This window comes from Roseateles oligotrophus, assembly GCF_025717515.1.
Taxonomy (GTDB): Bacteria; Pseudomonadota; Gammaproteobacteria; order Burkholderiales; family Burkholderiaceae_C; genus Paucibacter_A; species Paucibacter_A oligotrophus.
Genome location: NZ_JAJIRN010000010.1, coordinates 62,879 through 79,284 on the forward strand (window position 1 = coordinate 62,879; position 16,406 = coordinate 79,284).

Annotated in this window: 12 protein-coding genes; 7 read left to right on the forward strand and 5 right to left on the reverse strand. The window is 63.9% G+C overall.

Going from position 1 to position 16,406, the window contains the following annotated elements; all coding sequences use genetic code 11:
- Positions 1-28: 28 nt before the first annotated feature.
- The 5 genes from LNV07_RS21190 to LNV07_RS21210 all read right to left on the reverse strand — a co-directional run bounded on the left by LNV07_RS21190 (position 29) and on the right by LNV07_RS21210 (position 7,226).
- On the reverse strand, positions 29-3,688 hold the full coding sequence (locus LNV07_RS21190; protein ID WP_263573186.1) for a hydantoinase B/oxoprolinase family protein: 3,660 nt from the start codon (positions 3,686-3,688) through the stop codon (positions 29-31).
- A gap of 124 nt (positions 3,689-3,812) precedes the next feature.
- Positions 3,813-5,012: a class I SAM-dependent methyltransferase gene (locus tag LNV07_RS21195; RefSeq protein ID WP_263573187.1), complete on the reverse strand. Its 1,200-nt coding sequence runs from the start codon at positions 5,010-5,012 to the stop codon at positions 3,813-3,815.
- Between the two features lie 88 nt (positions 5,013-5,100).
- Entirely contained in the window at positions 5,101-5,667 is a 567-nt protein-coding gene (locus LNV07_RS21200) for a single-stranded DNA-binding protein (RefSeq protein ID WP_263573188.1), read from the reverse strand.
- A 96-nt stretch (positions 5,668-5,763) separates the two neighbouring features.
- Complete coding sequence (locus LNV07_RS21205; protein ID WP_263573189.1) at positions 5,764-6,825, reverse strand: FAD:protein FMN transferase; 1,062 nt, start codon at positions 6,823-6,825, stop codon at positions 5,764-5,766.
- 11 nt (positions 6,826-6,836) lie between these two features.
- A complete protein-coding gene (locus LNV07_RS21210; RefSeq protein WP_263573190.1) occupies positions 6,837-7,226 on the reverse strand; it encodes a c-type cytochrome in 390 nt (129 codons plus the stop codon).
- A 361-nt stretch (positions 7,227-7,587) separates the two neighbouring features.
- On the opposite strand from LNV07_RS21210, the gene nosZ reads away from it, so the two are divergent.
- The 7 genes from nosZ (at position 7,588) to LNV07_RS21245 (ending at position 16,381) form a co-directional block, all read left to right on the forward strand.
- Positions 7,588-9,516: a TAT-dependent nitrous-oxide reductase gene (gene nosZ / locus LNV07_RS21215; protein ID WP_263573191.1), complete on the forward strand. Its 1,929-nt coding sequence runs from the start codon at positions 7,588-7,590 to the stop codon at positions 9,514-9,516.
- A gap of 70 nt (positions 9,517-9,586) precedes the next feature.
- Positions 9,587-12,217 carry a NosR/NirI family protein gene (locus LNV07_RS21220; protein WP_263573192.1) on the forward strand — a complete coding sequence of 877 codons (2,631 nt, stop codon included), beginning with the start codon at positions 9,587-9,589 and terminating at the stop codon, positions 12,215-12,217.
- Positions 12,214-13,473, forward strand: coding sequence for a nitrous oxide reductase family maturation protein NosD (locus LNV07_RS21225; RefSeq protein ID WP_263573193.1), 1,260 nt, complete (start codon positions 12,214-12,216; stop codon positions 13,471-13,473). The genes LNV07_RS21220 and LNV07_RS21225 overlap by 4 nt, the downstream gene beginning before the upstream one ends.
- The gene (locus LNV07_RS21230; protein ID WP_263573194.1) at positions 13,442-14,395 is read left to right on the forward strand and encodes an ABC transporter ATP-binding protein; all 954 of its coding nucleotides are present in this window, start codon (positions 13,442-13,444) and stop codon (positions 14,393-14,395) included. The genes LNV07_RS21225 and LNV07_RS21230 overlap by 32 nt, the downstream gene beginning before the upstream one ends.
- A gap of 1 nt (position 14,396) precedes the next feature.
- The gene (locus tag LNV07_RS21235) at positions 14,397-15,212 is read left to right on the forward strand and encodes an ABC transporter permease (RefSeq protein ID WP_263573195.1); all 816 of its coding nucleotides are present in this window, start codon (positions 14,397-14,399) and stop codon (positions 15,210-15,212) included.
- On the forward strand, positions 15,209-15,742 hold the full coding sequence (locus tag LNV07_RS21240; protein WP_263573196.1) for a nitrous oxide reductase accessory protein NosL: 534 nt from the start codon (positions 15,209-15,211) through the stop codon (positions 15,740-15,742). Before LNV07_RS21235 ends, LNV07_RS21240 begins: the two co-directional genes overlap by 4 nt.
- Positions 15,743-15,748: 6 nt before the next feature.
- Positions 15,749-16,381 (forward strand): nitrous oxide reductase accessory protein NosL, encoded by a 633-nt coding sequence (locus LNV07_RS21245; RefSeq protein WP_263573197.1) that lies wholly within the window; start codon positions 15,749-15,751, stop codon positions 16,379-16,381.
- Positions 16,382-16,406 lie beyond the last annotated feature (25 nt).

Consider the following 16,406-nt stretch of genomic DNA (forward strand, 5'->3'; position numbering starts at 1 on the left):
TCAAGCAATTCCTTTAATGGGGTCAGGTTCATTTAATTTCAGCCCCGTAGCCGCCACCGCCCGGCGTGCGGATCACGAACATATCGCCGGCTTGCATCTCGGCCTGGCCGATATGCGACAGCGGCTCGACGCTGCCGTCCGAGCGCTCGACCCAGTTCCGGCCCGGCGCGCCGGCCTCGCCCCCAGCCATGCCGAAGGCGCCATGCTGGCGTCCGTTGCTCAAAATCGACGCCGTCATCGAGGCGAGAAAACGCAGCCGCCGCTCGCCGCCATCGCCGCCCTGCCAGCGTCCCGCGCCCCCAGTGCCGGGCACGATTTCGTAAGACTCCAGCCGCACCGGGAAGCGGAACTCCAAGACCTCGGGGTCGGTCATGCGGGAGTTGGTCATATGCGTTTGCACGACGCTCGTGCCGTCAAAGCCCGACCCCGCGCCCGACCCGCCGGAGATGGTCTCGTAATACTGGTGGCTGGCATTGCCGAAGGTGAAGTTGTTCATCGTGCATTGGCTGGCCGCCATCACGCCCAAGGCGCCATAGAGCGCGTTGGTGACGCAAGAAGAGGTTTCCACATTGCCGGCCACCACCGCGGCCGGATGGCGCGGGTTGAGCATGCAGCCCTCGGGGGCGATCACCTTGAGCGGCTTCAGGCAACCGGCATTGAGCGGGATCGCATCGTCCACCAAGGTGCGGAACACGTACAAGACGGCCGCCATCGTGATCGATCGTGGCGCGTTGAAGTTATTGCTTAGCTGCTCGCTGCTGCCACTGAAATCGATCAAGGCGCTGCGCTCGGCGGCATTCACGCGCACCGCCACCTTGATCTGAGCGCCGTTGTCCAGCGGCAGGCAGAATTCGCCGTCTTTCAAGCGGGTGATGACACGGCGCACCGACTCCTCGGCGTTGTCTTGCACATGCTGCATATAGGCCGCGACCGTCGCGGCGCCATATTGCGCAACCATCGCCCGCAGTTCCTGCGCACCTTTTTCATTCGCGGCGATCTGCGCCCGCAGATCGGCCATATTCTGGCTCGGATTGCGCGAGGGATAGGCGCCGCTGCTCAAGAGCGCGAGCATCTCGGCCTCGCGCAGCACGCCGGCCTCGACCAACAGGAAGTTGTCGATCAACACACCCTCTTGCTCGATCGAGCTGGAGAAGGGCGGCATCGAACCCGGCGTGATGCCGCCGATATCGGCATGGTGGCCACGCGAGGCGACGAAGAAGCTGGGGCGACTTGCCGCTGCTTGGTCCAGGAACACGGGCGTTACCACTGTGATGTCGGGCAGGTGCGTGCCGCCGTGATAGGGGTCGTTCAGCACATAGACATTGCCGGGCGCCATTGAAGGGTTGCACGCGATCACGGTGTGAATCGACTCGCTCATCGAGCCTAGATGCACGGGGATATGCGGCGCATTGGCGATCAGATCACCGTCGGCGCTGAACAGCGCGCAGGAGAAGTCGAGCCGCTCCTTGATATTGACCGAGTGCGCGGTGTTCTGCAGGCGCAAGCCCATCTGCTCGGCGATATTCATGAACAGATTGTTGAAGATCTCCAGCATCACCGGATCGGCTTGCGTGCCGATGGCAAAAGTTTGGGCCCTTGCTCGCATACGACGCAGTTCGACGCAGCCGTCCGCCATCACCTTCGCCTGCCAGCCAGGGTCGACGACGGTGGTGGCATTGCGCTCGGCCAGGATCGCCGGCCCGTCGATCTGCGCGCCGGCAGTGAGCCGCTCACGCACAAACAGCTGCGCGGCGCGCCAGCCGGCCGGCTGCTCGTCGGCCGGGCAGTACATGCGCAGCTCAGCATCCGGCATGGGCCGGTGCGGCGCGGGTTCGGTCAGGCTCTCGGCCTGCGCCAGCGCCTCACCGGCCGCTATGCACTCGACTGCGACCGCTTCGATGATCAGCTCGCGGCCCGGCATCAGGAAGGCGAAGCGCTGGCGATAGGCGACCTCAAAGGCGGCCCGCAGCTCGCTCGTGCCGGCGCCATCGAACAATTCGCAGCTCAGCGCGGTGTCGGTGCCCTGGTAGCGCAAATGCAATCGCGTGACTCCGCGCAGCGAATCGCTTGCCGCGCCTTGGGCCCGCAGTTCGGCTCTCGCCTCTTCGGCCAATAACTCGGCCCGCGCTTGCGCCGCGGCGAGGCCGGCTTCATCGAGGACTTGCTCGACCGAGGCTTCACGCATCGCCATGCGGTCGGCCAGGCCCATGCCGTAGGCGCTCAAGACGCCGGCGAAGGGATGGGCCAGCACCCGGCTCATCCCCAAGGCATCGGCGACCAGACAAGCGGCCTGGCCGCCGGCACCGCCAAAGCATTGCAAGGTGTAGCCCGTAACGTCCAGTCCGCGCGCCACCGAAATACGCTTGACCGCATTGGCCATGCTGCCGACGGCGATCTGCAGCGCGCCACTGGCGGCCTCCTCGGCAGCTACCGGTCGCCCGGCTGCGATAGACATCTCGGCCGCCATCGCCGTGAAACGCTGCGCAGCAGCCTCTCGGTCCAGCGGCTGATCCGCCTGCGGGCCAAACAGCTTGGGGAAAAAGTCCGGCTGTATGCGCCCCAACATCACGTTAGCATCGGTAGTAGCCAACGGCCCGCCGCGCCGGTAACTGGCCGGCCCGGGGTTGGCGCCGGCCGATTCCGGGCCGACGCGCAGGCGCGCGCCGTCAAAGCGCACGACGCTGCCGCCGCCCGCCGCCACCGTGTGGATGCTCAGCATAGGCGCACGCACGCGCACGCCGGCCACTTCGGTGTCGAAGGTTCTTTCCAGCTCACCGTTGAAGTGGCTGACGTCGGTCGAGGTGCCGCCCATGTCGAAGCCGATCAACTTGCTGTGGCCCGCCGCCAAGCCGGTGCGCACCATGCCGACGATGCCGCCGGCCGGGCCGGACAGGATCGCGTCCTTGCCCTGGAAGTGATGGGCCTCGGTCAAACCGCCTGAGCTTTGCATGAAGAACAAGCTGACGCCCGGCATTTGACCCGCGACCTGATCGACATAACGGCGCAGGATGGGTGACAGATAGGCATCGACGACGGTGGTGTCGCCGCGCGGCACTAACTTCATCAATGGGCTGACCCGGTGCGAGACCGAAATCTGCGTGAAGCCGATCTGCTGCGCCAGACGCTCGGCCAGCAACTCATGCGCCGGGTATCGATAAGCATGCATGAAGACGATGGCGCAGGCGCGCAGGCCGGCGTCATAAGCGGCTTGCAAATCCAATTTGAGCGCCGACTCGTCCAGCGGCAGCACGCAGTCGCCCTGTGCACCGAAGCGCTCATGCGCCTCGATCACGCGGCTGTACAGCAACTCGGGCAAGACGATCTGGCGCGCAAACAGCTGTGGCCGCGCCTGGGTGGCGATGCGCAGCGCGTCGCGAAAACCGCGTGTGGTGACCAGCAAGGTCGGGTCGCCCTTGCGCTCAAGCAAGGCGTTGGTGGCGACCGTCGTGCCCATCTTCACGCAGTCGACCAGCGCCGGCGTGATCGCTTCGCCCGGCTTGAGGCCGAGCAAGCGCCGAATCCCCTCGACCGCCGCGTCGCGGTACTGCTCGGGGTTCTCGGACAGCAGCTTCAGCGTGTGCAGCGCCCCACCCGGCGCGCGACCGACCAGATCGGTGAAGGTGCCGCCCCGGTCGATCCAGAACTGCCAACGGTCGGCACTGAGGGGCGCGGCTTGAGCTTGCTTCATCTTCAAACTGGGGTCAGGTTCATTTAATTTCCAAATTGGGGTCGGGTTCATTTACTGAAAGTTAAATGAACCTGACCCCAAATCGACGAGCGACGAGCGGCGTGCGCAGGAGGCGGCAGCGAGGTCAGGCGGCGGCCAAGCGCCACAGCGAGGTCAGTTCGGCCGAGCGGGCCTTGAACAACGGGTCGAGTTTGTCCTTGGCGCGCGAATGCTGAGGCTTGACGTCGCTGCGATCGACCACGCGCAGGCCGGCGGCGGCGATCCAGCCCAGCAACTCGTCACGGCTGCGCAGCCCCAGATGTTCGGCCAGGTCCGACATGATGAGCCAGCCCTCGCCGCCCGGAAGCAGATGGGCGGCGAGCTGATTCAAAAAGCCCAGCAACATCCGGCTATCAGGGTCGTAGACAGCATGCTCGAGTGGCGAGTTAGGCCGCCAAGGCAGCCAAGGCGGGTTGCAGACGATCAGATGCGCCTGGCTCGACCCCGGCGGATACAGATTTGCCTCCAGCAATTCGACCCGTCCGGCCACGCCGAGCGCGGCAAGATTCTCGCGGGCGCAGGCCAAGGCGCGCGGATCCTGGTCGGTCGCCACCACATGGTTGACGCCGCGCTTGGCCAGCAGCGCCGCCAGCACGCCCGTGCCGGTGCCGATGTCAAACGCGATACCAGCCTTGCCGCTGCTCTTCAAGCTGCTCGGCAGCGGCGCATGCGCGACCAGGTCGAGATACTCTCCGCGCAGCGGCGAGAAAACGCCGTAATGCGGAATGATGTCGGCCTTCAGCGCGCCGACATGGACGCCTTTTTTGCGCCACTCATGGGCGCCGATCAAGCCTTGCAGTTCGCGCAAGGAAGCGACGTAATGCTCGCCAGGCCCGTCCACTGCGCCGCGCGCCTGCGCACCGGCCTCGCGCACATCGGGCGCGCGGCGCAAGGGCACGCCATGGTCGGCATCAAAAGGCAAGAGCAGCATATTCAAGACCCGCGAGCGCTGTGCCTGGGCCTTGCGTTGTGCCACGAAGCTTGCATGCGCCGAGGCTGGGGCCTGGCCGGGCTTGGCCGCCTTGGCTGCGGCACGCTCGGCCTTGGAGTCGACCCGGCGCTCCATCGCCTGCATCAGCAGCTTGGCGTTCTGGAAATCTCCGCACCACAGCAAGCCTATGCCTTCGCAAGCCCATTTGTAGGCGCTATCCGCATTGACGGTGTCGTCCACGACGTACACGCGCTTGGGGGCGGGCTGATCTGACATCGAGCGCCAGCGCGCATGGGCGGGCTGGTCTTGGTTGTCGATCCAGCGGATCTGGCTTGCGTCGGCTTGTGTATTCATTGCGTATTCTCGTTCCAATCCCGAAAAGCAAACAGCCGGCAAACCTTGGCTTGCCGGCTGTTGAGTTGCACTTCAAACCAAGTTTGGCTTAGAACGGGATATCGTCATCCATGTCATCGAAGCCGGTCGCCGACCGGGGTGCGGGGGCCGCAGCGCGAGGCGCCGGGGCGGCCGCACGCGGAGCCGGTGGACGAGCCGCCGGAGCGCGAGCGGGCTCACCGTACTCATCGCCACCGCCATATCCGCCACCGCCGCCACCGCCAGCGCCACCGCGGGCCTGACCGCCGCCGTAGCCACCGCCGCCACCTTCATCGCCGCCATCACGGCCGCCGAGCAGCTGCATTTCGTTGGCGATGATTTCGGTCGTGTAGACGTCTTTGCCTTCCTTGTCGGTCCACTTGCGCGTGCGCAGGCGGCCTTCGACATAGATCGGCTTACCCTTCTTGCAATATTGGCCGACGATTTCGGCCATCTTGTCGTTGAAGACCACGCGGTGCCATTCGGTCTCTTCCTGCTTCTCGCCGGACTCGCGGTTCTTCCAGCTGCGGGAAGTCGCCAGGCTGATGGTGCAAAAGGCCACACCGCTGGGGTTGTAGCGCAACTCGGGATCTTTGCCCAGGTTGCCGATGAGGATTACTTTATTGACCGAGGCCATGATGGGCTTTCTTTCTTGCTTGCACTTGCTTATGTCTGGAGCCGGGATTATGCCGCCGCGGCGCTTGCGCAGCGGCGGGTTATCCCTCGGCGAGCACTAAGCTGTCCGACGACGCAGCGCCTCGGCCATGCCGGCGGACTGCCAAACGCTGCCGTCTTGGTCAACGATCAGGCCCGCCAAACCTGCGCTGGCTTCGATGTGCCGGCGCCCCGCCGCCAAACCATCGACCATGATGGCCGCGCCGAGCCCATTGACCGCTTTCACCGCCCGGCTGCCCTGTGCCAACAGGCTGAGCCCATGCGGCCCTTGAGTTGGCCGGCCGCTGCGCGGGTCGAGGATATGGTGCTGCCGCTGGCCGTCTTGCGAAACAAAGCCACGCTCGTAGTCGCCACTGGAGGCCAGCAGGCCTTCACCTTCGAGCGCCACCACGCCCAAGAGCTGCTGCGGTTGGCGCGGATCGCGCAGGCCCACCCGCCAAGGCCGGCCCTGCCAATTACCGCGGTAGAAAACATCACCGCCGCCATTGATCAATGCGTTGCGAATACCCTCGGCGGCCAAAATACGCATGCCGGCCTCGAGTATCGGCAACTTGGCAATACCACCCAAGTCCAAGGCCATACCGCGCTCGCTCAAATAAGCGGTTCCGGCAGTTTGATTCAATATCAGGCGCCGATAATCAATTAATTTAGCCTGCCGATTTAATAACTCATCGCTGGGTTTTGCAATTTGACCCAAATCAAAGCGCCAAGCCTTCAGGGCGCCGACGGTCATATCAAAAGCGCCGCCGGTTTGCTGCGCCAAGGCTTGCCCATCCAGCAGGACGCGCATCAACTCGGCCGGCACCGCGACCGGCTGCACGCCCGCCATCAAGCCGATGGCGCTGACCGGGCTGGTCGGCACGTAGCGGCTCATCATATTGCTCAGCCTGGCCATTTCCGCATAGGCGCGTTCAACCGCCAGCGTCAAGCGCGCCGGCTCGCTGCCCTCGACCGCAATGTCAAGCTGCGTACCCATCAGACGGCGCGAACTGCGCTGCTGAATCGGGCTTGCGCCCCGCGCCGAGCCAGCCAAGCTCAGCAGCCCGCCACCCAAAAGGGGCAGGGCCATGACCAGACGCCGGCGACCGATATCGGTGCTGGCTTCGGCTCTACTGCGCATAGACAGATGCCTTACTTCGACAAGGCAACCATGTGATCGACGGCGGCCTTGACCTCGTCATCGCTGAGCGTGGAACCACCGCCGCGTGCCGGCATCATGCCCTTGGCGCCGGTAAAGCCTTCGATCGCGTGCTTGTAGAGCAGCTCATTGCCCTGGGCAATGCGCGGGCCCCAATCGGCCTTGTCACCGGGCTTGGGCGCACCGGCCACGCCGGCCGCATGGCACATCGCGCAGGTCTTGCCGAAGATGCTTTTACCCAAGGCGTTCTCGGGGGCGGCAGCGGCAACCACCGCCGGCGCGGCCGCACTTGCAGCGGCGGGCGCGGCCGCCTGCTCCTTCTGGCCGCAGGCCACCAACAAGGTCAGCACGGCAGCGGCGGCAAGAGTTGAAACAATTCGCATAGAAACCTCTTCAAATGACATTAATGCCGATTCTAAAAACCTGCGGCCGAAACACCAGAGGGCAGAGGGTATTTATTTCGTTTCCGGACCTATATTTTGTTTTCTTAAACCAGTTCAAGGTTCCGATTCTGATACTGGAGAACCATTCGTTCATCCATTTTCAGCAGCCATCCAGCCCCATGCCATTCCACCGATTCAGTCGCCGCCCGCGCGCTTGCGTGTGGGTACGGCCATTGATGGCTTTGGCCGCAGCGCCGCTGCATGGCGACTCACTCACCCGGCTCCGCCCTACTCGAAACCGTCGCCACCAGCGCGCGGACGGACCTCCCTCGAACCCAATCCAAACCCGATGAGGAAAACCATGAACGAAAAAGACAAAAACAGCCTTGAAAACGGCACCGGCCTGGGCCGCCGCCGTTTCATCAACAGCGCCGCGCTGGCCGGCATGAGCTTGGGCGCACTGGCTTGCACCGACAAGTCGAGCACCGCCGTGGCGCCGGCCGCCTCCGGCGCCGCACCCGCCACCCACACCGGTGGCGCCGGCAGTGCTGCGCACCTGAAGCCGGGCGAGCTGGATACCTATTACGGCCTCTGGAGCGGCGGCCACACCGGCGATATGCGCGTGCTGGGCCTGCCGTCCGGCCGCGAGATCACCCGCATTCCTTGCTTCGTGCCGGATGCGCTGGTCGGCTGGGGCCACACCAATGAGTCCAAGAAGATCATGGGCACCAAGGCCGACGGCAGCCTGCGCTACAGCGTCGCGGACACCCACCACACCCATGCCTCCTACAAAGACGGCAACTACGACGGCCGCTACGCCTGGATCAACGACAAGATCAACAGCCGCATCGCGCGCATCCGGCTCGACTACTTCGTCTGCGACAAGATCACCGAGCTGCCCAATGTGCAGGGCTTCCACGGCATCTTTCCGGACAAGGCCGACCCGGTCGACCCCAAGATCAACTACACCACCCGGGTCTTCTGCGGCGGTGAGTTCTCGACCCCGCTGCCCAATATCGGCTCGGACGACGCCAGCACCTATCGCTCGCTGTTCACCTGCGTCGATGCCGAGAGCATGGAAGTGCGCTGGCAAGTGCTGATCGACGGCAACTGCGACCTCACCGCCACTTCTTATGACGGCAAGCTGGCGGCGACCAACCAGTACAACACCGAGATGGGTGCCAAGTACGAGGACATGATGTCCGCCGAGCGCGACGCCTGCCTGTTCTTCAACATCGCCCGCATCGAAGAAGCCGTCAAGGCCGGCAAGTTCAAGACCTATGGCGACTCCAAGGTGCCGGTGGTGGACGGCACCCATGCCGCCAACAAGGACGCCAAGACCGCGCTGACCGCCTATGTCTCGGTGCCCAAGAACCCGCACGGCGTCAACGCCAGCCCGGACGCCAAGTACTTCATCTGCGCCGGCAAGCTCTCGCCCACCGGCACCATCATCGAGCTCGCCAAGGTGCTTGATTACTTCGACGGCAAGCTGGACTCCGCCGACAAGGCCATCGTGGCCGAGGTCGAGCTGGGTCTGGGCCCCTTGCACACCGCCTTTGACGGTCGCGGCAATGCCTACACCACGCTGTTCCTGGACAGCCAGGTGGTCAAGTGGAACCTCGAAGCCGCGATCAAGTTCCACGCCGGCGACAAGAGCGCCAAGTACGTGGTCGACCGCATCGACGTGCAATACCAGCCGGGCCACCTGAACGCTTCGCAGTCGGAAACGCGCGCCGCGGACGGCAAGTATCTGGCCGTGGGTTGCAAGTTCTCCAAGGATCGCTTCCTGCCGGTCGGCCCGCTGCACCCGGAGAACGAGCAGTTGATCGACATCTCCGGCGACAAGATGGTCTTGATGGCCGACCACCCGGTGCGCGGCGAGCCGCATGACTTCATCATCTTCAAGCGCGAACTGCTGAGCCCCAAGCAGGTCTACAACCTCGACGACTTCCCCAACGCCATCAAGGACCCGAAAGACTCGGGCGTGTTCCGCAAGGGCAACAAGGTCGAGGTCAAGATGACCAGCCAGGCGCCGGCCTTCAGCCTGCGTGACTTCAAGGTCAAGAAGGGCGACATCGTCACGCTGACGCTGACCAACCTGGACAAGATCGAAGACCTGACGCACGGCTTTGCGATCCCCAAGCACAACGTCAACTTCATCGTCAATCCGCAAGAGACCGCCTCGGTCACCTTTGTGGCCGACAAGCCCGGTGTGTACTGGTGCTATTGCACCCACTTCTGCCACGCTTTGCATTTGGAAATGCGTACGCGGATGATCGTCGAGGCCTAAGCCGCTGAGACCCAGGCAGCGCGCGGACTCGAGCCCCGCCGCTGCCTCCCCTGCACGTCAGAAAGAGTAGATGAAATTGCAATGTCGGAACTTGGCGGCCAAGGTAGATTTCTACCTGGCCGCATTTCTTTTTTTACTGCTGAATCTCTGCGCGCACACCGCACAGGCGGGCGCTTACGAGGCCCAGTTGCCAGCCGACCTGCACACCGCCAAGGACATGTGCGCCATCCTGCCTTGCGCCGCCGTTTTCCCCGGCGCCAAGAGCTTCTCCGAGCGCCTCGGCTCGCCGCCCTATGTCGAGGCCTACGGCGAGCCGCAGCCCGACGGCAAGAAGGCGCTGCTCGGCTATGTGATGCTGTCCACCGACATCACCGACACGCCCGCCTACTCGGGCAAGCCGGTGGTCACGCTGATTGGCATGGACCGAACGGGCCATTTCGTCGGCACCCAGGTGCTCAAGCATTCCGAGCCGATCCTGCTGCTGGGCATCCCCGAATCGGCGCTGCTGAAATTCAATGCGCAATACCTCGGCAAGTCGGTCGCCGACAAGATCGAGGTCGGCCAGTCACGCCCCGATGAAGGCGTGCTGGGCCTGGACGCGATCTCGGGCGCCACCGTCACCGTGATCGCCCAGAACCAAGTCATGCTGGCCTCGGGCCAGGCGGTGGCGCGTCAGGTCGGCATCCTGGCGCCAACCCTGCGTGAGCCCGCCAACTATGCGGGCAAGGGTCAGGTCTACAGCTGGGCCGAGTTGGTCAAACTCGGCGCCGTGCAAACCTTGCGAGTCAAGCCGGAGCAGGTCGGGCTGGAGCGTAGCGCGGAGCCCTTCATCGAACTCTGGTTCGGAGACCTGAATCACCCCGATGTCGGCAGCAGCCTGATCGGCGCCCACAGCTGGCAAAAACTGCATGCGCAATTGAAGCCGGGCGAGCATGCCTTCTTCGTCGTGCGCAGCGCCGGCATCGAGTCCTTCAAGGGCTCGGGCTTTGTGCGCGGCGGGCTCTATGACCGCGTGCAGGTCAAGCAAGGCGCGGACAGTTTCACCTTCCGCGACCTCGACTATCTGAACCTCTACGGCCTCGAAGCGGCCGGTGCGCCGAGCTTCAATGAGTCGGCGATCTTCATCATCCGCGGTAAATCATTCTCGGCCGCCTATCCTTGGAAATTATCCTTCCTCGGCAACCGCGTCGACCGCGCCACGGGCACGCGCAGCTTCACCAGTTTCGACGCCAAGATCTGGCTCGATGACAGCCTTTTGCAAGGCGGCCGCCCGGCTCTGCAGGAAGCCGCCGCGCCTTGGGTGCAGGTGTGGAAGACGCGCGCGGTCGAGATCAGTCTGTTCGTCGCCTTGCTTCTGATGGTGACCGTGGTCTACGCCTTGCGCGAAAAGCTGACGCGGATGTCCACGCACAAGAACAAATGGCCGGTCAACGCCTTCAAGTACAGCGCCTGGGCGCTGAGCATCGGCTTTGTCGGCTTCGGTGCGATGGCGCAGCCCTCGATCACGCAGGTGTTGACCTGGTTCCACTCGCTGCTCTTCCAGTGGACCTGGTCGCTGTTCCTGACCGACCCCTTCATCTTCGTGTTCTGGATCTTCATCATCCTGACCGTCTTCCTGTTCGGCCGTGGCCTGTTCTGCGGCTGGATGTGCCCGTTCGGTTCGCTCTCGGAGGCGATCTACAAGCTCGGCGAGAAGATCGGCCTGAAGCGCTTCCAGGGCCATCTGCCGGCGGCATGGCATCACCGCCTCAAATGGGTCAAGTACTCGATCTTCTTCGGCCTGTTGACGGTGTCGATGTTCTCGATGGGGCTGGCCGAAATCCTCGCCGAGGTCGAACCGTTCAAGACCACCTTCCTGGTCGGCATCACGCACCGGGCCTGGCCTTATGGTCTGTTCGTGTGCCTGATCCTCGGCAGCTCGCTGTTCATCGAGCGGCCCTATTGCAAATACATCTGCCCGCTCGGCGCGGCGCTGGCCATGCCCAGCACCTTCCGCTGGTTCGGTCTCAAGCGCAAGCAAGACTGCAACAGTTGCAAGGCCTGCGCGGTCGGCTGCGGCTCGCTGGCAATCGATGCGGCCGGCCGCATCGACCATCGCGAATGCCTGCATTGCCTGGATTGCATGATTCTCTATACCGATACGAAAGGCTGCCCGCCCTTGGCCAAGGAGCGCAAGCGGCGCGAGCGCGACGGGCTCTTGATCACGCCGATCGGGCGCGATGGCTATTACATTCCGATCGAGCCGCTGGTGATGATGAATCCCAAGGTCGCTAACGGCCCAGATCCCCGCATGCCGACCGATCCGGTCGCGCCAAGCCACAAGGCCGGCGCCAAAGGCCTGAGCTGGCTCTGGCAAGAGCTGGTCGACCACCTCTGGCCCTGGAGTCGCGACAACTGGAAAACCCAGAAGGCGCTGCAATTCGCCGGCTTCTCGCTGGCTATCGCTGCCACGCTGGCCTGGGTGCTGGCAGGCACCGGCCGGCTGTCGCAAAGCGCCATTTTGAGCTGGTGGTTCGGCTGGAGCGTCTATGAGGTCTTGATCCGCCTGTCGGGTAAGCGCTATGTCAAGGACGGCCCTTGGTGGCAGGCGAATTACCGTTATGCCAATGTGATGGACATGCTCAGCTATGTCGGCTTCAAGAACCTCTTGATCGGCGCCGTGCTGTTCCTGAGTCTGAAGACGCTGGGGCTGCTGCTATGAGACTGCTGGCCCTGCTCTTGCTCTTGCTCGGTGCGGCGCTCGGCGCGCAGGCCGCGACCGTTCGCGTCGCGCCGGGTGCGGCCCTGCAACAAGCGATAGACAGCGCACAGCCAGGAGATACCGTCGAAATCGAACGTGGCCATTATCTCGGCAACTTCACCGTCGACAAGGCGCTGACGCTGCGCGGCATCAATCGCCCGACGCTGAGCGGCGGCAACCAGGGCGACACGATTCGCGTCACCGCGCCGGACGTGACGATTGAAGGCCTGATCGTGCGCGACTCGGGCGCCAGCCTGAAGGATCAGAACGCCGGCATCTATCTGCGCCCCGGCGCCCACCGCGCCGTGGTGCGCCATAACGACCTGACCTACAACCTGTTCGGCCTGTGGATAGAGAAAGCCAATGATGTGCGCATCGAGCACAACATCATCACCGGCAAGCGCGAGCTCAACAGCTCGCAGCGCGGCAACGGCATCCAGCTCTACAACACCGACGGCGCCCGCATCACCGGCAACAATATCGGCTTCGTCCGCGATGCGCTCTATGTGGACGTTAGCCATCACGCGATCTTCAAGGGCAACAAGCTGCACCACAGCCGCTACGGCAGCCACTACATGAACTCCTACTACAACCTGTGGGAGGACAACGACAGCTATTACAACCGTGGCGGCCTGGCGCTGATGGAAGTGCGCAACCAGATCGTGCGCGGCAACCGCACCTGGGGCAATAGCGACCACGGCATCATGCTGCGCACGCTGCAGGACTCGGTGGTCGAGAACAATGTGATCGCCGGCAATAACCGCGGCTTCTTCATCTACGACGTCGAGTACGCGACGCTCAAGGGCAATCTGGTGGTGGACAACCATGTCGGCGTGCACCTGTCGGCCGGCTCGACCCGCAATATCGTCGAGGGCAATGACTTCATCGGCAACCGCGAGCAGATCCGCTATGTCGGCGCGCGGGATGAAACTTGGGGAAAAAACTCGGGCAATCATTGGAGCAACTACCTCGGCTGGGACCGCAATGGCGACGGCGTCGGCGATGTGCCCTATGAAGCTAACGACATGGTCGACCGGCTGAGCTGGCGCCATCCGAGCGTCAAGCTGCTGATGGCCAGCCCCGCGATACAGGCGCTGCGCCTGGTCGGTCAACAATTTCCGGTCTTGCGTGTGCCCACGGTGGTCGATCCGGCCCCGCGCATGCAGCCCAGCAACAAGCAATGGTATGAATGGCGTGACAAACATTTCCAACGATGAAAGAGCCGGGGCTGCAATAGAGCTGCGGTCCGTCAGCAAAACCTACGGCGCCATCCAGGCCGTGGACGGCGTTGACCTGCGCGTTGAGCGCGGCGAGATCTTCGGCCTGATCGGCCATAACGGCGCCGGCAAAAGCACCTTGTTCAAGATGATGCTGGGGCTAACGCCGGCCAGCAGCGGTGAGATTTTGATCAACGGCGGCTCGGTCGCCGGCAAGGGCTTTCGCGCGACCCGCCGATCTTTGGGCTATCTGCCCGAGAACGTGGTGCTGTACGACAACCTCAGCGGCTTGGAGACGCTCAAGTTCTTCGCCAAGCTCAAGGGCGCCGATCTCAAACAATGCGCACCGACGCTGGAACGCGTTGGCCTGGCCCATGCCGGCAGCCGCCCCTTGCGCGAATATTCCAAAGGCATGCGGCAGCGGCTCGGCTTCGCGCAGGCCTTGCTGGGCAAGCCGCAGGTCTTGTTTCTGGACGAGCCGACCAATGGCCTGGACCCGCAGGCGATCCGCGATTTCTATCTGATCTTGCGCGAGCTGCGCGATTGCGGTGTGACTATTCTGATCACCTCGCATATCCTGGCCGAGCTGCAGGAGCGGGTCGACCGTCTGGCCATCATGGTGGCCGGCCGCATCCAGGCCTTGGGCACCGTGCAAGGTCTGCGCGAGCAGCAGCAAGCCCCTTTGCAGATTGAGCTGCGCCTGAGCGAGGTGGACGCGGTATTCGCCCGCCAATCGCTGAGCGAACTGAGCGGCGTCTCATGCAGCAGTTCAACGCTTGGCCTGAGCGTCAACTGCCCCCGCGAGGCCAAGCTGGCGGTGTTGGGCGTCGCCACCGGCCTGGGCGCCAGGCTGTTGGACCTGAGCATCACCGAGCCCTCGCTCGAGGATCTCTTCTTTGAACTCGGCAAGGCCCAGAACTAGTATGGAACTCAGTCAAATCCTGACCCTGGCGGCCAAAGAATTCCGCGACCGCATGCGCAACCGCTGGGTCTTGGCGGTGGCGCTGGTGTTCACCGCCTTCTCGCTGGTGATCACCTATTTCGGCGGCGCCAGCAGCGGCCAAGTCGGCCCGCGCTCGATCGAATTCATCATCGCCAGCCTGGTCAGCCTGGTGATTTATCTGATCCCCTTGATCGCGCTGCTGCTCGGCTTTGATGCCATTGTTGGAGAGCGCGAACGCGGCTCGCTCGACCTGCTCTTGGCCCTGCCCATCACCAAGCTGGAACTGCTCTTGGGCAAATACCTGGGCCTGGCCGCTGCGCTGACCTTGTCGACGCTGGGCGGCTTTGCGCTGGTCGCCGGGCTCTTGTACAGCCAATTCGGCTGGGCCGGCCTGTTCCATTACCTCGGCTTTATGTTCAGCAGCACGCTCTTGGGCCTGGCCTTTCTGAGCCTGGCGGTCTTGCTGTCGGTCTTGAGCCGCGAGCGCACCCGCGCCTCCGGCATGGCCATCGCCTTGTGGTTCTTCTTTGTGCTGGTGTTTGACCTGTTATTGCTCGGCGCCTTGGTCGCCAGCAGCGGCGACTTTGGCGGCGAGGCCTTGGCCTATCTGCTGCTGCTCAACCCGGCCGATGTGTTCCGCATTCTCAATATTTTTTCGCTCGACGATATGCGCCGCCTCTACGGCCTCGCCAGCATCGTGCCGCCCGCCTTGGCCAAGCCCTGGTTGATGGCGCTGGTGATGGGGGCCTGGATTGTTGTGCCGCTCGCCTTGGCTCGCTGGAGATTCAAAACATGAAGACAAACATCAATCGCCGTCGTTCACTCTTGCTGTTCGCGGCCGCCACAGCCATCGCACTCGGCGGCTGCGGCCGCCAGGACGAGGCCAAGCCGCTGGTGGCGCTCGAGATCGACCCGCGCACCACCTGCGATCTTGACGGCATGCTCTTGGCCGATTACCCCGGCCCGAAGGCACAGATCCACTTTGTCGGCGTGGCTGCACCGATGTTCTTCTGCGACACGGTCGAGTTGTTCAACACCCTGTTGCGGCCCGAGCAGGTGCGCGCCATTGCCGGCGTATTTGTGCAGGACATGGGCAAGGCTGATTGGGAACAACCGCGTGGCCATTGGATAGACGCCAAGACCGGCATCTACGTCTTGGGCAGCAAACGCCATGGCTCGATGGGGCCGACCATCGCCAGCTTCGCGCAAGAGGCCGAAGCGCAGGCCTTCGCCAAGCAATGGGGCGGCCGCGTGCTGCGCTACGCCGAGATCAAGCCCGAGATGGTGGACCTCAGCGGCGGCGCGCTGCACGACAGCAAGATGTAGGGCTGGATGTTGAATTTCTGTTCGCCCTCGGCGCCAGGGCTCGGCCGGTTCGGGCGCTTGGCCTGGGCGTCATTGCTGACGCTGGCCTTGGCCGGCAGCTTGCAGCTGCTGCCCGGTCGTCCCTCGGTTCCGGCCGAGGCGCCACCCGGCGATGTCTGCCTGGTCGCGCCGCCTACCCCTTACGACCCGCGCTCAGGCTTGGATCTATTGGCGGCGCGCGCAGTGCCGCCGCATGCCCGTTGCCCGGTCTGCGGCATGTTCCCGGCGCGCTCGCTTGAGTGGGCCGCGCAAGTGATCTTTGCCGACAACGGTGAGGCCCAGTTCTTCGACTCGCCGCTGTCGCTGTTCATCTATCTGCAGGATGTGGCCCGCTTCAGCCGGGGCCGCAACGCCGCCGAGATCGGCGCCAGCTATGTGACCGACGCCTCCAGCGGCGCCTTGATCAGGGCCGAGACCGCCATCTATGTGCAGGGCTCCGACGCGCTCGGCCCGATGCGCGCCGGCAACCTGCCGGCCTTTGCGGATGCCGCCGGCGCGCAGGCTTTTGCAGACAAACGCGGCGGGGCCTTGCTGCGCTTCGAGCAGATCGATGCCAAGCTGCTGACTCGCATGGACGCACGCGGGCCTCATCGGCATTGATCCCCCAATCCCGGCAGCCCGCACA

Excerpts from the sequence above, each read along its gene's own strand:
- LNV07_RS21230 (WP_263573194.1), top strand. The coding sequence starts at position 13,442 with ATGAATGGCGTGACAAACATTTCCAACGATGAAAGAGCCGGGGCTGCA.
- LNV07_RS21245 (WP_263573197.1), top strand. The coding sequence starts at position 15,749 with ATGTTGAATTTCTGTTCGCCCTCGGCGCCAGGGCTCGGCCGGTTCGGG.
- LNV07_RS21240 (WP_263573196.1), top strand. The coding sequence starts at position 15,209 with ATGAAGACAAACATCAATCGCCGTCGTTCACTCTTGCTGTTCGCGGCC.
- LNV07_RS21200 (WP_263573188.1), bottom strand. The coding sequence starts at position 5,667 with ATGGCCTCGGTCAATAAAGTAATCCTCATCGGCAACCTGGGCAAAGAT.
- LNV07_RS21195 (WP_263573187.1), bottom strand. The coding sequence starts at position 5,012 with ATGAATACACAAGCCGACGCAAGCCAGATCCGCTGGATCGACAACCAA.
- LNV07_RS21225 (WP_263573193.1), top strand. The coding sequence starts at position 12,214 with ATGAGACTGCTGGCCCTGCTCTTGCTCTTGCTCGGTGCGGCGCTCGGC.
- LNV07_RS21220 (WP_263573192.1), top strand. The coding sequence starts at position 9,587 with ATGAAATTGCAATGTCGGAACTTGGCGGCCAAGGTAGATTTCTACCTG.
- nosZ (WP_263573191.1), top strand. The coding sequence starts at position 7,588 with ATGAACGAAAAAGACAAAAACAGCCTTGAAAACGGCACCGGCCTGGGC.
- LNV07_RS21210 (WP_263573190.1), bottom strand. The coding sequence starts at position 7,226 with ATGCGAATTGTTTCAACTCTTGCCGCCGCTGCCGTGCTGACCTTGTTG.
- LNV07_RS21235 (WP_263573195.1), top strand. The coding sequence starts at position 14,397 with ATGGAACTCAGTCAAATCCTGACCCTGGCGGCCAAAGAATTCCGCGAC.
- LNV07_RS21205 (WP_263573189.1), bottom strand. The coding sequence starts at position 6,825 with ATGCGCAGTAGAGCCGAAGCCAGCACCGATATCGGTCGCCGGCGTCTG.
- LNV07_RS21190 (WP_263573186.1), bottom strand. The coding sequence starts at position 3,688 with ATGAAGCAAGCTCAAGCCGCGCCCCTCAGTGCCGACCGTTGGCAGTTC.